General features: G+C 37.5%; 9 protein-coding genes. 4 read left to right on the top strand and 5 right to left on the bottom strand.

Translation table 11 applies throughout. The features are described 5' to 3' along the window. Window positions 1-36: 36 nt before the first annotated feature. The 5 genes from sprA to JNG87_RS19550 form a co-directional block, all read right to left on the bottom strand. Complete coding sequence (gene sprA, locus JNG87_RS19570) at window positions 37-7,068, bottom strand: cell surface protein SprA (protein WP_202844375.1); 7,032 nt, start codon at window positions 7,066-7,068, stop codon at window positions 37-39. 57 nt (window positions 7,069-7,125) lie between these two features. Beyond that, complete coding sequence (gene ruvA, locus JNG87_RS19565; protein ID WP_110010714.1) at window positions 7,126-7,710, bottom strand: Holliday junction branch migration protein RuvA; 585 nt, start codon at window positions 7,708-7,710, stop codon at window positions 7,126-7,128. A gap of 227 nt (window positions 7,711-7,937) precedes the next feature. Next, window positions 7,938-10,223, bottom strand: coding sequence for an NADP-dependent malic enzyme (locus JNG87_RS19560; protein ID WP_110010713.1), 2,286 nt, complete (start codon window positions 10,221-10,223; stop codon window positions 7,938-7,940). A gap of 16 nt (window positions 10,224-10,239) precedes the next feature. Next, entirely contained in the window at window positions 10,240-11,091 is an 852-nt protein-coding gene (locus JNG87_RS19555; protein ID WP_202840544.1) for a BadF/BadG/BcrA/BcrD ATPase family protein, read from the bottom strand. An 85-nt stretch (window positions 11,092-11,176) separates the two neighbouring features. Continuing rightward, window positions 11,177-11,440 (bottom strand): hypothetical protein, encoded by a 264-nt coding sequence (locus tag JNG87_RS19550; protein ID WP_110010711.1) that lies wholly within the window; start codon window positions 11,438-11,440, stop codon window positions 11,177-11,179. A 365-nt stretch (window positions 11,441-11,805) separates the two neighbouring features. Between JNG87_RS19550 and JNG87_RS19545 the strand changes: the two genes are divergently transcribed. From JNG87_RS19545 to JNG87_RS19530, 4 genes are all read left to right on the top strand, one after another. Further along, on the top strand, window positions 11,806-12,264 hold the full coding sequence (locus JNG87_RS19545) for a GtrA family protein (RefSeq protein ID WP_110010710.1): 459 nt from the start codon (window positions 11,806-11,808) through the stop codon (window positions 12,262-12,264). Between the two features lie 3 nt (window positions 12,265-12,267). Then, complete coding sequence (locus JNG87_RS19540) at window positions 12,268-13,005, top strand: lysophospholipid acyltransferase family protein (RefSeq protein ID WP_202840542.1); 738 nt, start codon at window positions 12,268-12,270, stop codon at window positions 13,003-13,005. Between the two features lie 30 nt (window positions 13,006-13,035). Beyond that, window positions 13,036-14,481: an MFS transporter gene (locus tag JNG87_RS19535; RefSeq protein WP_110010708.1), complete on the top strand. Its 1,446-nt coding sequence runs from the start codon at window positions 13,036-13,038 to the stop codon at window positions 14,479-14,481. Window positions 14,482-14,575: 94 nt separating this feature from the next. Next, window positions 14,576-15,535, top strand: coding sequence for a DUF3810 domain-containing protein (locus tag JNG87_RS19530; protein ID WP_317193484.1), 960 nt, complete (start codon window positions 14,576-14,578; stop codon window positions 15,533-15,535). The last annotated feature ends 131 nt before the right edge of the window (window positions 15,536-15,666 follow it).

The following is a 15,666-nucleotide window of genomic DNA, read 5'->3' as shown; positions in this document are numbered from 1 at the left end:
CTTCAAAACTGAAGGACTTTTACGTTTGTATTATTTTTAGAATCCACCTCCGGAATCTCCGAATGTAAATGTGGCTGAGATACCTGCTCTGACCGTAGACAGCGGGAATGCTGTGGAGATCTTATATTTTGAGGTCATCTGTTCGTAGAACACTCTCAGATTCAGATTCTCGGAAACATTGTAATCTGCGGAAAGTTTAATGTTCATGAGTCTCTGTCCTCCTGTAACCTGGGCATCATTTAACAGAATATTCATAATAGATGTTTTACTGTCTCTTAATGAAATGTCTCCTCTGATGTTAAGATCACTTCCTTTTCCTCTTGTTCCTCTTCCTCTGATATTGGCTGTTCCTAATCTAAAGTTTCTGACAATATACCCCAGTCTTACTACATATTCTGTATTCGCATCTTCGGTAAGAGTCTGGTTAACCAATCCCAGTACCATCATTCTGGTTCTGTTGTACTGTATTCCGAACTGCATATTGTTTCTCATGGTAACATCTACTCCGATAAGTGGTGAGAAAGATTCTACATATCCCACCTGTGCGAATGTATATGGGTTAATCTTATCTCCATCATTTTTTTTCACATTACCGGCATCATCCACTGTTTGATAATATCCATCTGGATTACCATGATAATCTACATTGCTTTGAATACCTGTTGCTGTATACGTAGCAGTATAGGCATGTAAGATATCGAACTTTGTGAACTGCCCGCTGATGATCGGGATATTTTTTAATCCAGAATAGGTAATTCTCCAGTTTGGCAATGGGAATCCTGCTTTTTTAGGGTTACCCATAGGTGACACAGATTTTCCTTCCATCGCTGCTCTAAAGGCTGGGATTAATACATAGGCATTTCCAATGCTGTAATGCTTTGCAAATCCGTTATTATCCAATACTGCCCCGGGACCTCCCAATTGTTGAGAAAGCACTCTTGCATTTTCTCTGATCGCCTGGTAAACTGCCTGCCCATCTTTAAATGACGTGCTGAGAAGCGACGTAGTATTGGAATACGTTATCATTTCGCTGGCAAATGTAAAATCCGTATCAGGAACCCCACCATTGGTATAGTTAAATCCTGTATGCGAGAAGTTGCTGTTGAAGGTATGCAACACATTAAGATCGACTCTCAGGTCATTCATAGGCATCACCTGTAAGTCTGCTCTCAATTCTTTGGTCGACATTCTTACATACGGATCTGTCATATAATTTGAATTACTCACCCATCCGTTTTCCATTACTGTTCTTCTGATATCTGCCTGTGAACCTAAAAGGAATCCCAGTGTCGGACCTCCCAATGTCTGTCCGTATCCATACCAGTTTGGTGCTGATATTAATCCCGGAAGTACTGTTCCATTCGTTTCGTTGTAACTTACGTTTAACTGTTTAAAGGAAGTTAAGAAGAATGCAGCACTTTGAAGTGGAGTAAGCTTATTCTTAAATTTATATTTTTTATATCGGTATCTGTTTTTCTCCCATTGTTTCGCATAAACATTATTCAGAGAGTCCATCTCCTGTCTGCGTTTTTGAAGTTTGGCATTAATATTTTTGAAATAGTTAAACTGTCCAAAGAACTTCGGAAGATCCGCAGAAGCTGTTGCCTGAATCACATTGGTATTTTGTCCAACGGATCCTAAACTTGCGGTCTGATTTGTATTAGGATCAGTAAATCCAAGCAATGACGTAGACCTCGCCGCCCAGTTATAGGTAAATCCGTATCCTACTTCTGCATCAATGAAATCCAGATAAGGCAAATATTGGAATGGTAGCTTATAGTTTAACTGTGCTCTGTGATTATACAATACCGGCCTTCCTGCTCTGAATATATTTCCGAAAATCGATTTGCTGTCCATCGAATTTACATCCAGATTGTCATTTAATGTTCTGGTTGCGGAATTGATTTCCAGTTTTAATGATTTTGTAAAGTTGAATCCTAATCCATACTGCCATCCAAAGAAGAAGTTTCTGTTTCTGATGGCATCGAAATTACTGTTCATATCACCATTAAGGATTGCTTCCACATTTCTGAACTCAAGCTCGTTGTAGTTTCTGTCGATTTCAGTTCTGAAAGAGATTCTTGTAGGAATTGGATTAATATTGAATTCTTTTACCCATCTCAGATACTTTGTCGATTTTGCCGTATCACTGATCATTTTGTTGAAAGGCTTAAGTACCCACGGTTTAAAAGTGTAGTTATAATCAATATACCCTCTCAGATACTGTCTGTAATTTCTCTTGGTATAGATATCTCTGAAATAGTCATCGTTATAAACAGCAGTTACTGATACGTTTTCAATATCATAAAACTTAGGCTTTTTATTTGGATTTACTCTTTCTTTATGCATGTTAACGACTCCTATACTTCTCTGTTGAGTATAGGTTCTCGCTACTTTTTTCAACTGATCTTTATTTGGTGCCTTATTAAATTCTACATCGGTATCCAGAGGATTGTACTTTGGATCTTCAATAGTCTGCGAGTAAGAATAGTTTAAAGGAATTTTCACCCCTGTTTTTTCCGGAAGGAATTTATCTACATTGATCGCCGTATTGATGCTGAATGCGGATTGAGTAGACTGTGTTCTTTCTGCAGGTTTTGAATCGATATTTCCGAAACCAACTGAGGTATAAGAGGCATTGGCATTCACTGTTGCCAGGTCTCCCATATTGAAGTTTAAGCTTGCATTTCCTGCATATCCACCATCATTCTCAATTTCAGAAAGACGGATTTCGTTAACCCAAAGAACTCTTGTTATGGTAGAGTTTGTTCTTGGATCTGCATTTCTTACCCCAATCATAATGGTGGTAATATTTCCTAAACTAGGTCTACCTTTAATATAAATATTTTTATAAGGTTCCTGATATCCTGTGTCAACGGTTCTATTTGTAATAGCAACACCTGATTTATCTCTTCTGATCTTTGCATCTACAAAGTTCTGAACATCAAAATCAACTTCATTTTCCATTGGCCAGATCTCCATAGGAGCTGTTGCTGTTGTAGGAGTCATTCTTAAAGATGATTCATACTCGTAATAGTTATCAGTAGCATCGCTTCCGAAACGGATAAAGAATTTGGTATTTTCATCCAATCCAATCACTCTGTTCAATGGATCGTGAGCATGTACAAACAGCTTCAGCTTTTTGTATCTTCTCATATCCAATGTTGTATTTTTGAATACTCCTCTTGCCTCAGTTTTAAGGTCTTTCACTTTCATGTAAAGTGAAGCTTCATTCTGTCTCTGCGCTCCTGCATTTCCACTCAATACCTGTCTGTCAATTCCCGGAGGCAATACATATGGAGGTTGGTTCAATGCATTTTCTTCAATATTTACACTTCCTATTTCAAAGTTTGGATCTGTCACAGTTCCGGTTCCTTCGTCGGAATTTGGAACATTTACACTGGCAATTTTACTGGTATATTTTCTCCAGTCTGATCTTACAAGATCCATTGTTCCGAATCTAAGCGTAGAGGTCTGATCAAATCCTGCCAGCATCAATCTTGCAAACCTTACATTATTCAATACAGATGGCTCTGCTGTCCCTTCAGCTGGATCATAATTCGCTACAGGAATTCTGAACAGGTACCATTTAACATCTGAACTCTGTCCGTTCTGGAATGTTGCTTTTACTGTTTTTACATCTACAATATTATTCGTTCCAAGTGACAAACTTGGCTGATCAAGCTTTATAACATATTGGTTATAGTTTTCAGTCTGATCCAGGTTGTAATCTTTATTGATATCTTCAACATCCGGAGTTTGTGAAGCTACGTTAAGAGAGTTTGCTTCTGAGTTTCCTTCAGGGTTTCTGAAATATTTGTATCGTTCCACTACTGAAGCTGCCTGACTTCCTGTAAATTTATCCGAAAGATAGAATACGAAGTCATCTACTGCAGGGTCTGCAATATTGGTTACCGGATTTACAAACGTATTTCCGAATCTCATGGCTTCCTGGTCCGAGGTAAGACCATCATATCCGGCATCCTGTACTTTCCTATCCTCTCCTTCTGTAGAGAATGCATATAAGATTGGCGGCTGTTTTGGCTGTACTCCCCAATTTGAATTCGTTGTAGAAGATGGTGTACCTGGCGTTGGCAGTCCGTTTTCATACTGCATTTTTCCATCTTTCAATACATCTTCTGAAACGTTTCCTAAGTGAAGTAAAAGTTTTGGATCAGTACCCAGCGTTTTACCATCTGCGTAAGGATCCATCATCCAGAATTCAACATACTCAATGTTTGAAGTAATAAAGTTCGGAACACTGATTGATCTCATAATCCCTGCCCATCTGCTCTGTGCCTGTTCTGTTACTGGATTTACGTTATACGGTCCTTTTTCTTTCGGAAAATAAGAGATATCAAAAGTATTCGTAAAGGTTTGTTCTCCTGCTACGAAATCTCTGTTATTATAAATCTCCGAATATTGTACTCTTCTGGAAGCGTGATTAGATACAGACTGCGGTGTAATTCCTGCAGGTGCTTTCCCTCCAACTCCCCAGAATCTAGGGTCGATGTTATACCATGTTAATAATCCTCTTCCATATCCGCTTGTTAGATCATCATTGCCAGGCACTGTGTTAAATGGCGGTAATTTATTTTTTTCCGGTTTTGAAGCTAAACTCCATGCTGCCGGCTCTTTTAATGATATTTTAGAGGTTGTTTGTTCAAAATCGTCAATATAAGATTGATTATTTGTTCCTTTATTCAATCCAGGTAATAAGTAAGCTGCTTCCATCTTAAAGTTTAAGTTGGATGGAGCTTCAGTTTTTACCATCGGAAGTTTATTGGCAAATCTTGTAAGATAAGGGGCCTGATTGTTGTACATCAGGTTGATCCCTGCCATGGTATTGTTTACCGCTTCCTGCCCGAAGTTTACTTTCTGAGTCAATGGAGATTCTGAGTAATTGATTACTGTTCCTCCCAAGATAAAGTTTTCACTGAATCTTCTTTCTAAGTTTAATCCTAAGAATCTTTTCCTTTGGGTATTAAATGTCAACTGATTTTCCAGTGAAATATTGATGGCCTGTCCGGACTGTTTTACATTTTCATTGATGATCGTAACCGTACCCAGCATATAATCTACTGTATAGTCTACGCCTTCCGTAAGCTGTACTCCGTTTGCTGCCACTTTTACTGATCCCTGAGGAACGTTTACAGCTCCTAAAGAAATACCTTGTCCCTGAACACCTTTGTAACGCCCTTCCATGGTATACCTTTGTGTAAGGTTACTCTGGGAAGCTTCTTGTTTTTGTTTGGTATAAAGATCCTTAAATATATATTGAGGATCACTTGTTCCTAATTTTGCTTCCAGAAATTTACCGAAAGGCTGTACTTTGGTAAAGATGACTCTTCCTGTTTCCGGTCTGATGGTAATCCCATTCACAAAGTCGAAAATACCGTCTCCTTTACTTCCATCTTTATTGTTCTGGATATCTCCATTCATATTAAGACGGTCCCAGTTAAATAACTTCAGTAAATTCTGATCTTTTACAGGAGTATCTGGAAGATAGTTTACTTTACCTCCTGTTTTTGGATCTCTGTAATATACGTTAAGGATAAAGCCATCCGGAGATACCTGTCCCGCATCAATAGAATAGATATTCTTCATCATCAGATCCCACATCGGAGATTGAGTGTTCACCTTGTTATTTACTCTCAATACCTTGGTGATCAGCACAGGGCTTTCTTCAGAAAATTCCCCTACTTTGTATACTTTATTACTTCCATTAACAGTATAAGAGTACGAAACGGCTAAAAGCTGCTGGTCATTCAATTTTTGGTTTAATGAAATATATCCCAGCTGTGGCTGGTAGATAAATTCGTTAGCATTCAGCTTTCTCGCTTTTGTAGCAAGAACAAATTCTTCTCCGTTATTGTAGGGAGTAGGTGTTCCCGGGAAGACATGCCCCTGAAAAAGAGCATTGTAATTTTTCCCAGCTTCTCTTGTTCCAGCTACTTGTGATACTTCATCATACAATCCGTTCAGCGAGTTATCCGGCAGCGTAACTCCTCCAGGACCTTCTCCCAGGTCTCTGATCCCGATAATACTTTTCTGATATGCCAGATTACTGTTCCCCTGATCCAATACCCAGACTTCCATTCTGGTAATGTTGATGGTTGAGTTGATCTGCGGATAATTAAGTAAGGCATCATCATATTTGTTCAGGAAATAATGTCCTATAAAGAAGTGCTGGTTTTCTTCGTAGTCAATGGCGTTGACTTTAAAATTGTTCATCACACCACCACCCTGTACTACAATATTACGGGCTTCACCCTGCTGCTGGGAAAGAACTACTGTTCCAAATGTTTTTCCTAACTGGAATTCTGTTTTCACCCCGAACAGCGATTGTGAACCACGGATAAGGCTGGTTGATAGCGGCATGTTTACGTTACCAAATTCAACTCTTTTGATGATTTTATCCTCTCCTCCTTCGTTGGGTTTATCTACATTTCCAAGACCTTTACTCTGAAGATCTTTCCAGCTTCCTTTTGCCTGCCATACAAGATTCATCCTGTTTTCAAAAGCAAAACCACTCTGGGTATCATAATTGGCCTTTAACTGAAGGTTTTCCCCTACTTTCCCCAATAATCCCAACTGAATTCTCTGATCGATATCAAAGGTAAAACTGGTCCTGTTCTGAGGCAGGATCATTGGGTTATCTATTTTCTGGTAAAGTCCTGCAAAGTCCAGGGATGCGTATCCTGAAGGGATGATTTCAATTTTATTACCACCGAAAATGGTTTCAAAAAGCTTGTTGTTGATCTGTAATGAAGGAATAAGCCCCTTCTTTCTGGCATCAGATCTGTCTCTTCTGAAGAGAAGATTATATTTATCGGATTTCTCCTTGTAATAGGCTTTTGTCTGGCTGGCAAGCATATATTCTTTATACTCTTCCGGAGACATGGCTGTAGGAGGACCTGTAATGGTATTTCCGATTTTTGGATATACATAGTACATCCCGGTTTTTATGTCGTAATAGGCTTCATACCTCGTAGGGTCGGCCACTTCATATTGTTTTCTTATGATCGCTGTATCTTTCTGTGCCTGCCCAAAAGCACTCACAGACATACACAGGAACGACAGGAACAAAAATATGTTAAGATGCTTAATATTCGCCACCAAATGTTAAATGTTTTTTAAGATTTGTTTAACCAATTCTTCTACCGAGATGTTTGGATTTTGTTTGATAATTTTATCCGCAATCTTCTCGCTTGTTCGTTTAGGAATGCCTAAAACTTCTAATGCAGATAACGATTCTTCCTTAATTTTATTATCCACCATCACAGAAATGTTCGCGTTTGGATCGCTGTATTTCTGTACTTTATCTTTAAGATCCACGATAATCCTTTCGGCAGTTTTTGCACCAATTCCTTTTGCTTTTTGGATCAATGCACTGTTTCCGGAAAGTATCGCCGAAGCAATCTCATCAAGGCTCAATGTTGACAACAGAATCAATGCTGAAACAGCTCCTACTCCATTAACGCTTATTAACAGATTGAACATTTCTTTTTCTGAACGTGTGTTAAATCCAAAGAGAAGATGAGCATCTTCACGAATGATCTGCTGAATAAATAAAAAGGTCTGCTGATTCAAAACCAGCGTCTGTGAGGTCATCAGACTGATTCCCACGTAGTAACCAACTCCTTGAACATTGATGACAGCGTAAGTAGGCGTAAGTTCTTGAACAGTGCCTTGTAAAGAAAATATCATTATTAATTTTTAAAACTCCCAAATATAGCAATTTAAACTAATTAATGTTTTCATTTGATGTACGAATGATTTTTAACTTAAATTTTAAATAAGAATTCAAGGAATTAACAGAAAAACAAAAGACTCCAAAATATGGAGCCTTTTTACTATCTGTACACGGTTTAAAGTGTCAATTTTGAAATAAGAAAGATGGATTATTTATTTCGAGTGATGCCATCTGTTCTGTATTATTTCTTCTCTCTTCTTTGAGCATCAAGAACAGCAATGGTAGCAAGGTTTACGATCTCATCAACGCTTGAACGCATCTGAAGTACGTGTACCGGCTGCTTTAATCCCATTAAGATAGGTCCGATAACCTGTGCTACTTTCATACCTCTCAGAATTTTGTAAGAAAGGTTTGCACTTTCCAGATTCGGGAAAATGAATGTGTTGGCAGGAGTAGTTCCTAATTTTGAGAATGGATAATCGCTCAGGTGGTCTGCGTTCATTGCAAAATCAGGTTGAATTTCACCATCCACAACCATTTTCGGATATTTTTCATGAAGGATTCCTACTGCTTTTGCTACTTTCTTGGAAGTTTCAGAAATCGCAGCAAAGTTTTCAAATCCAAGCATTGCAATTCTTGGTTCAATCGCAAAAGATTTTACTGTAAATTCAGCCATTTTAGCAATATTCACAAGATCTTCTGCTGTAGGGTTTTGGTTGATAGAGGTATCTGCGAAGAAAATAGGTTTCTTTTCAGACAAGATCATCATCATGGCCGCCACTTTATCGACTCCTTTATCTTTTTCAATAACTTCTAAAACAGGACGTAAAACAGAAGTATAGTTTTTAGAGAATCCTACGATAAGTCCGTCTGTATCACCATGTTTCAGCATCAAAGGTCCGAAATAGTCTCTCTGGCGTACATATCTCTTCGCTTTGTACTCGTTCATTCCTTTTCTCTGACGAAGTTTCCAAAGAGTTTCTCTGTATTTTTTTCTGTTTTCTTTCTGATCGTCATCACTTGGATCAATGATCGGAACATCCAGAGTAATTCCGTAACGCTCCATCTGCTCCTTGATGTATTTTTTATCTCCTAAAAGGCTTGGGTAAGCAATTCCTTCTTCATAAAGAATCTGAGCAGCTTTCAATACATTGTATTCTTCAGCATTTCCAAGGGTAATTCTTTTCGGATTGGATTTCGCACGGCTCTGCATCATTCTTACCAATCTTTCATCTCTACCCATTCTGTCTAAAAGCTGGTGCTCGTATTCGTCAAAATCCGTAATGGTTTTTCTGGCAACACCACTTTCAATAGCTGCTTTTGCTACAGCGCTTGATACTTTTGTGATCAGTCTGTTATCAAATGGTTTTGGAATAAAGTATTCTCTTCCAAACTGAAGGTTCTGAACATTGTATGCTAAAATTACAGCTTCCGGCACCGGTTCTTTTGCAAGATCAGCAATAGCGTGTACCGCAGCGAGTTTCATGGCTTCATTAATTCCTGTAGCCTGTACATCCAATGCTCCACGGAAGATATAAGGGAATCCCAATACGTTGTTGACCTGGTTAGGATAATCACTTCTACCTGTAGCCATGATCACATCTTTACGGGTCTCCAGTGCAAGATCATAAGCAATTTCCGGATCAGGGTTGGCAAGAGCAAATACAATAGGATTTTCATTCATGCTCTGCAACATCTCAGGAGTCATTACGTTTCCTTTTGACAATCCTACAAAAACATCAGATCCTTTTACAGCATCTTCTAATGTTTCGATATCTGTCTGAGCGATGAAATCTAATTTTTCAGGAGTAAGGTTTTCTCTTTTATGATTGATTACGCCTTTACTGTCACACATCAGGACATTTTCTTTTTTCAGTCCTAAAGAAATATAAAGCTTGGTACATGCAATCGCTGCAGCACCAGCTCCGTTCACCACCATTTTTACTTTATCAATATCTTTATTGGCAATTTGCAGAGAGTTGATCAATGCAGCAGCTGAGATAATAGCTGTTCCGTGCTGGTCATCGTGCATCAAAGGAATATTCAACTCCTCTTTCAGTCTTTGTTCTATATAAAAAGCTTCAGGAGCTTTAATATCTTCAAGATTGATTCCTCCGAAAGTAGGAGCAATTCCTTTTACGATTTCAATAAATTTATCCGGATCTTTTTCATCGATCTCAATATCAAAAACGTTGATATCTGCAAAGATCTTGAATAATAGTCCCTTCCCTTCCATTACCGGTTTTGAAGCCTCAGCACCGATGTCTCCCAGTCCAAGTACGGCAGTACCGTTAGAAATGACTGCTACCAGGTTTCCTTTTCCCGTATAATCATATACAGTTTCCGGCTTATCATGAATTTCCATACAAGGAACCGCTACTCCCGGAGAGTAAGCCAATGATAAATCTCTTTGGGAAGAGTGTGGCTTTGACGGGATAACTTCAATTTTTCCTTTGGGTTCTGCTTTATGATAATCTAGCGCTGCCTGGCTAAAGTTCTTTTCGTCACGATTGTTGTTACTTGACATAAAATTTTGTTTTTTGTTAAAGTATATATTTAATGTGGTAATCTACTAAGCTTTCAATTGGTTTCTGCACAACATGTCCCACATTTAAATTAAGTTCTGCAGCTACAGAACGTAGTATATTTTCATAATAATAAGCGATGGAGCCAATAAAATTGATCTCGGCCTCATGCGCCTCCTCATAAGGAAGAACCTGGTATTCAAAGAAACTTTTCATTTCTTCAAAAACCATATCTTTGAAATAAGGATGATCTTTTCTTTCGATTACAAATTTGGTAAAATTCGCCAGATATGCATTGGGTCTCGGCGTGTGATACATGTTTTTCAATGCATCTTCTACGGTAAGCTGATAATCTGCTTCAAATTCTTTATGAAGATCCGCAGGCAGTTTTTTCATAAAATATCTGCGTACCAGCTGCTTTCCGATAGCACTGCCGCTTCCTTCATCCCCGATCAGGAATCCCAGCGAAGGCAATTCTATCTTCACATTTTCACCGTCAAAAAAACAGGAATTAGATCCTGTGCCGAGAATGCACACGATAGCAGGTTTTCCACTGTATGCTGCATAGGCTGCAGCCATCAGATCTTCCTTCACAATAATCTCTGCTTTTCCAAAAACTTTTGTCAGCTCTTCTTCTATGGTTTCGCAGTTTTTTTTCACTCCGCATCCGGAACCATAAAAAAAGACTTTGGTAATTGAATTTTTAACCGATATCAGATTGCTATTTTTCTGTATTTCAGGAGCGATAAGTTCTCTGTTGATAAAATTTGGATTGAAACCGATGGTTTCTGTTTTCAGAAAAACTTTTTTAAAGTCATCAAGAATTACCCAATCCGTTTTAGTAGAACCACTATCTACAATAGCAACCATATTTTAGATTTTAATTTAAGGGTGCTAAATTATGAATTTATCTTCAATTAGCATTTAAAAACAACCTGGAAGCTGTCTAAAATCATTAATGTTTGATTTGTGTTTTTTTTTCGTTGAATTGTAAAAGCCAATCTTCTATTTCATCTTCAAGATAGGAAGTCTGTAATTCCATTGCATTGATAAAATCATCAGGCACCGGATCGCCAGTGGAGTTTTCAAGATTCCACAATTCGTTTGACATATTTTCATACTCTGAATACACTCTTTTGAAGCGGGAATTTTCTTTCTCAAGAGCCTCAATATTTTTCTGTTGAAGCTGGAATTTTCTGTATTTGTTTTGACGTTTCATACAAATATTATTAATAATTGGGTCATAAAAAAGTTGGAGTATATGCTCTTAACCGTGCACTACAAGATAGAAAAAACCATCAACACAAGGAGTTGAAAATGAATTTATTATCAGGTCTTTATTACATCATTCTGAATATTAAAATTAGAAATAATTTTTATTAAAAAAAATATTTTAACAACTTTTTTCAGTGTTTAACATATAGTTATAAATTTGCATATTCATATTGTCAAGCGGTATAACTGCTGGGATTTAAAAACCATTATAAACAGAAGAAATTCTCTAAGGTGTTTATATTGTGAGAGATAAATCAACCTGGCAGATTGTCCGATATGTACAAAGATGTTTAGTTTTATACTTATTAAATGAAAGAAATACTCTTACGCCAGAAACAGGTTTTGTTCTTCATCATTGCAGGAGGACTGAGTGCCATTGTAGAAATAGGAAGCTTTAAGATTTTCAGCACCTATCTTCCGCACTTCTTTGTAAAGGAAACCAATTTCTACGGAGTACACTATCCTTTAAGCAACATTTTTTCCACGAGCTGCGGGATTATTACCAATTATTTTCTGAGCATCTGGTTTGTATTTGAAAGGGGAAAACATTCGAAGAGAAAAGAATTTGCTTATTTTATGGTAGTATCTTTTTTTTCAACATTACTCAGCTTAGGTTTTTTCCAGGTATTTTACAGTTTCGTATTTAAAGATAATATCAATTTATTTTTTTATACCTTGAGCCCGGAAATGATCAGTAAAATTGCAGCAATATTGCTGGTTTCCATTCTGAATTATTCGATAAAAAAGAAAGTAATTTTTAACGGTTAGGCTGTGACAAAAATTTTAAATTATCTCTGGAGATTCTGGCTGCTGCTGTTGGCATTTTTTCTGACAGTTATTATTGGGATCCCGGTTTACATTTTATCCTTTAATAAAAAGCATTATAAATACGGCTATAAACTGGTCAGGCTATGGTGTTTCGGTATGTTCTACGGAATGGGTTTCAGATATGACCTGATTAAACTTTCGGAACAGAAAAAAGATAAAAATATCCCATATGTCTTTATCTCCAATCATACGTCTATTATGGATATCATGCTTGTATGTATTCTGTTTCCTGATCATCCGATCTGTTTTGTAGGAAAAAAAGAACTGGTTAAGATTCCTATTTTCGGAACTATATATAAAAGGATATGTGTAATGGTAGACAGAGCGAGTGCAAAAAGCCGTGCAGATGTTTACCGAAGATGTGCAGAGAAGATGGAAGAAGGCAACAGTATCGCGATTTTTCCTGAAGGCGGTGTGCCGGACGACACTTCTATTATCCTGGATGATTTTAAGGACGGTGCATTTATACTGTCTTCAAAACATCATTCTCCTATCGCTGTTTATACCTTTGTGGGACTTAAAGAAATGTTCCCTTTTGAAAACTCAAAAGGCTTTCCCGGAAGGGTAAAGGTATATTACAATGGCATCATTGAGCCTTCAGATTCTCCAAAAGACTCAAAAGCAGAGGCTTATGAGACAATAAAAAAAACCTTAATCAGGTATTCCGTTGAAAGGAAATAGTTATATTTGTTTGTGAAATCTATAATAAATATGTCAAATTATTCTAAACAAACCAATTGGGCCCAATTCATTCCGTTGGTTACTGTATTCTTCTTTTGGGGATTTGTAGCAGCCAGTAATGATATTCTGATCCCTGTTTTTCAAAAAGCCTTCAATCTATCCCAAACTGAAAGTATGCTTGTACAGATATGCTTTTATGTAGCATATACTGTAGGTTCTTTAATTTATATGCTTGTATCAAAGAGCCTTAAACAGGATTTGATCAATAAAATCGGATATAAGAATGGTCTTATTGTGGGGCTTCTGATTTCCGCATTGGGAACCTTATTGTTCTACCCGGCTGCCAATATGCATTCTTTCCCATTAATGATCTCAGGGTTATTTATTGTAGGTTTAGGATTCTCTCTTCAGCAGATTGTTGCTAATCCGCTTGCTATTGAAGTAGGTCCTACGGAAACGGGATCTCAGAGGCTAACAATGGCAGGAGGGATTAATAACTTAGGAACTACTATTGGACCACTTATCGTTGCATTTGCTATTTTTGGATCTGCAAGTGCTGCCAACACGGAAGCAAGTATAGAAAGTGTAAAAACACCTTATCTGATATTAGGAGCAGCTTTTGCGCTGGTAGCTTTAATGCTTAAATTCTCTTCTCTTCCTGCAGTAACTCCAACAAACACTGAGGACACCGATGATGCAACTCCGGGAGAACATAGAAAGTCAGCATTCCAGTATCCTCAGCTGGTGATGGGAATGATCGCTATTTTTGTTTATGTAGGGGTAGAAGTTTCCACAGCCAGTAACCTTCCTGCTTATATGGAAAAAAGCTTGGGATTTGAAACGAAAGAGGTAGCACCTTATATCTCTTTATACTGGGCATCATTAATGATTGGCCGTTGGACAGGTGCTGTAGAAGCATTTGATGTCAATGCAGGATTCAAAAAGATCTTAAGATTCTTAGCTCCTTATCTTGCATTCGGTGTATTTTTATTGGTAAACGCTATTGCCGATCATGATCTTTCTCCGTTCTATGTATATGGATTTATCATTATCGCAATGATTATCTGTGATATTTTAAGCAAAGGAAACCCGGCAAGAATGCTTCTGATCTTCTCTCTGGCAGGGATCACCGCTCTACTTATAGGGATGTTCACTACAGGAATGGTATCTGTATATGCATTTACCAGTGTAGGTCTTTTCTGCTCTACGCTATGGCCGTGTATCTTCGCATTGGCTATCAACGGGCTTGGAAAACACACTAACCAGGGTTCAGGATACCTTATCATGATGATTATGGGAGGAGGTATTGTAAGCGTTATACAGGGATATGTTGCAGATATTACCAATATTCATTTCAGTTATATCGTAGGGGTTATTTGTTTTGCTTATCTTGCATTCTATGCGATCCGTGTAAGTGGGATTCTGAAAGCCCAGGGCATTGATCTTGATAAAATATCTAAAGGCAGTGGTCATTAATATAACAACAAATATATATAAGAAAAAAAGATTTTGGGCAGGTGTATTACTTGCCCAATTTCTTTTGTTTTATGGATTTTCAAAATCCATAATAATGATTTCTTTTTTTAAACGCTTTTTTGAATTTCAGAAAGAGCTTCATCAGGTGCTGTTCAGCTGGGTTCCATTTTCTGTCGGGGATTTGATCTATATTGTGCTGGGAGCTTTTCTTTTATACTGTTTCATCACCTTATTCAAAAAGCAGCAAAGAAGTGATTCGATGAGAAAAATTCTTATCGTCATGAATATCTTTTATTTTATTTATCAGATCTTTTGGGGAATGCTGTATTTTCAGGTTCCTATTATTAAAAAACTTTCCAGCCAGAATGAACCGGATATAGAAAAAGCAAAAAAACTGGCTCTTGTTTATCTTGAAAAGTGTAAGGCAACACGACAGTATACACAGGAGGACAGCAACGGAGTATTTATAATCACTAACCTTACATCTATTCAAAAGGAAATCCTGAATCAGCAGACAAAGCTGCCTTCTTATATTTCCGATAAAAAAGCTCCGGAGATACTGGACATCAAGCCTAGTTTATTCAAAAATGTAATGAGCTTTACAGGAATTTTAGGCTATTATAATCCTTTTACAGCTGAAGCCCAGTATAATACTGAGCTGCCTCATACATTAATCCCTTTCACCACAGCGCACGAAAGTTCACATCAGCTTGGCTTTGCCAGAGAGCAGGAAGCTAATTTTATAGGGTACTTAATAGGCATTCATTCCGGTAATCCTGAGTTGAGATACAGTACTGAATTTTTCACTTTAAAAAGTCTTTTAAGATTTATTGTGGAGAAAGATCCTGAATTTGTAAAGAATATTCTTCACCAGTATTCTCCCGCCATGAAAAGAGACCGTGCTTATGAAAAAAGTTTTATTTTTCAGCATCAGGGATGGCTTGATGAATTCTTTGGATTTACTAACAACCTGTTTCTGAAAAGTAATCAGCAGGAAGGCTCTGTTACCTATTCTTACTTTATTGATCTTCTCTTAAGCTATGAGAAAACATAAAAAAAGAATCGTATCAGGCGATACGATTCTAAAAACACAAATGATGAAAAAAAATTTATTACCTTGACTTGTTCCCTCATTCAAGGCGATGTAAAAGTACGACATATTTTATAAATACAAAAACATTTCTA

Source organism: Chryseobacterium cucumeris (assembly GCF_016775705.1).
Taxonomy (GTDB): domain Bacteria; phylum Bacteroidota; class Bacteroidia; order Flavobacteriales; family Weeksellaceae; genus Chryseobacterium; species Chryseobacterium cupriresistens.
The sequence above is the reverse complement of the archived record's forward strand: the minus strand, read 5'-3'. Positions and strand labels throughout refer to the sequence as shown.

What these genes read in the sequence shown, in the direction of transcription:
- ruvA (WP_110010714.1), bottom strand. Translation starts at nt 7,710, where the DNA reads ATGATATTTTCTTTACAAGGCACTGTTCAAGAACTTACGCCTACTTAC.
- JNG87_RS19545 (WP_110010710.1), top strand. Translation starts at nt 11,806, where the DNA reads ATGAAAGAAATACTCTTACGCCAGAAACAGGTTTTGTTCTTCATCATT.
- JNG87_RS19530 (WP_317193484.1), top strand. Translation starts at nt 14,576, where the DNA reads ATGATTTCTTTTTTTAAACGCTTTTTTGAATTTCAGAAAGAGCTTCAT.
- JNG87_RS19535 (WP_110010708.1), top strand. Translation starts at nt 13,036, where the DNA reads ATGTCAAATTATTCTAAACAAACCAATTGGGCCCAATTCATTCCGTTG.
- JNG87_RS19555 (WP_202840544.1), bottom strand. Translation starts at nt 11,091, where the DNA reads ATGGTTGCTATTGTAGATAGTGGTTCTACTAAAACGGATTGGGTAATT.
- sprA (WP_202844375.1), bottom strand. Translation starts at nt 7,068, where the DNA reads ATGTCTGTGAGTGCTTTTGGGCAGGCACAGAAAGATACAGCGATCATA.
- JNG87_RS19550 (WP_110010711.1), bottom strand. Translation starts at nt 11,440, where the DNA reads ATGAAACGTCAAAACAAATACAGAAAATTCCAGCTTCAACAGAAAAAT.
- JNG87_RS19560 (WP_110010713.1), bottom strand. Translation starts at nt 10,223, where the DNA reads ATGTCAAGTAACAACAATCGTGACGAAAAGAACTTTAGCCAGGCAGCG.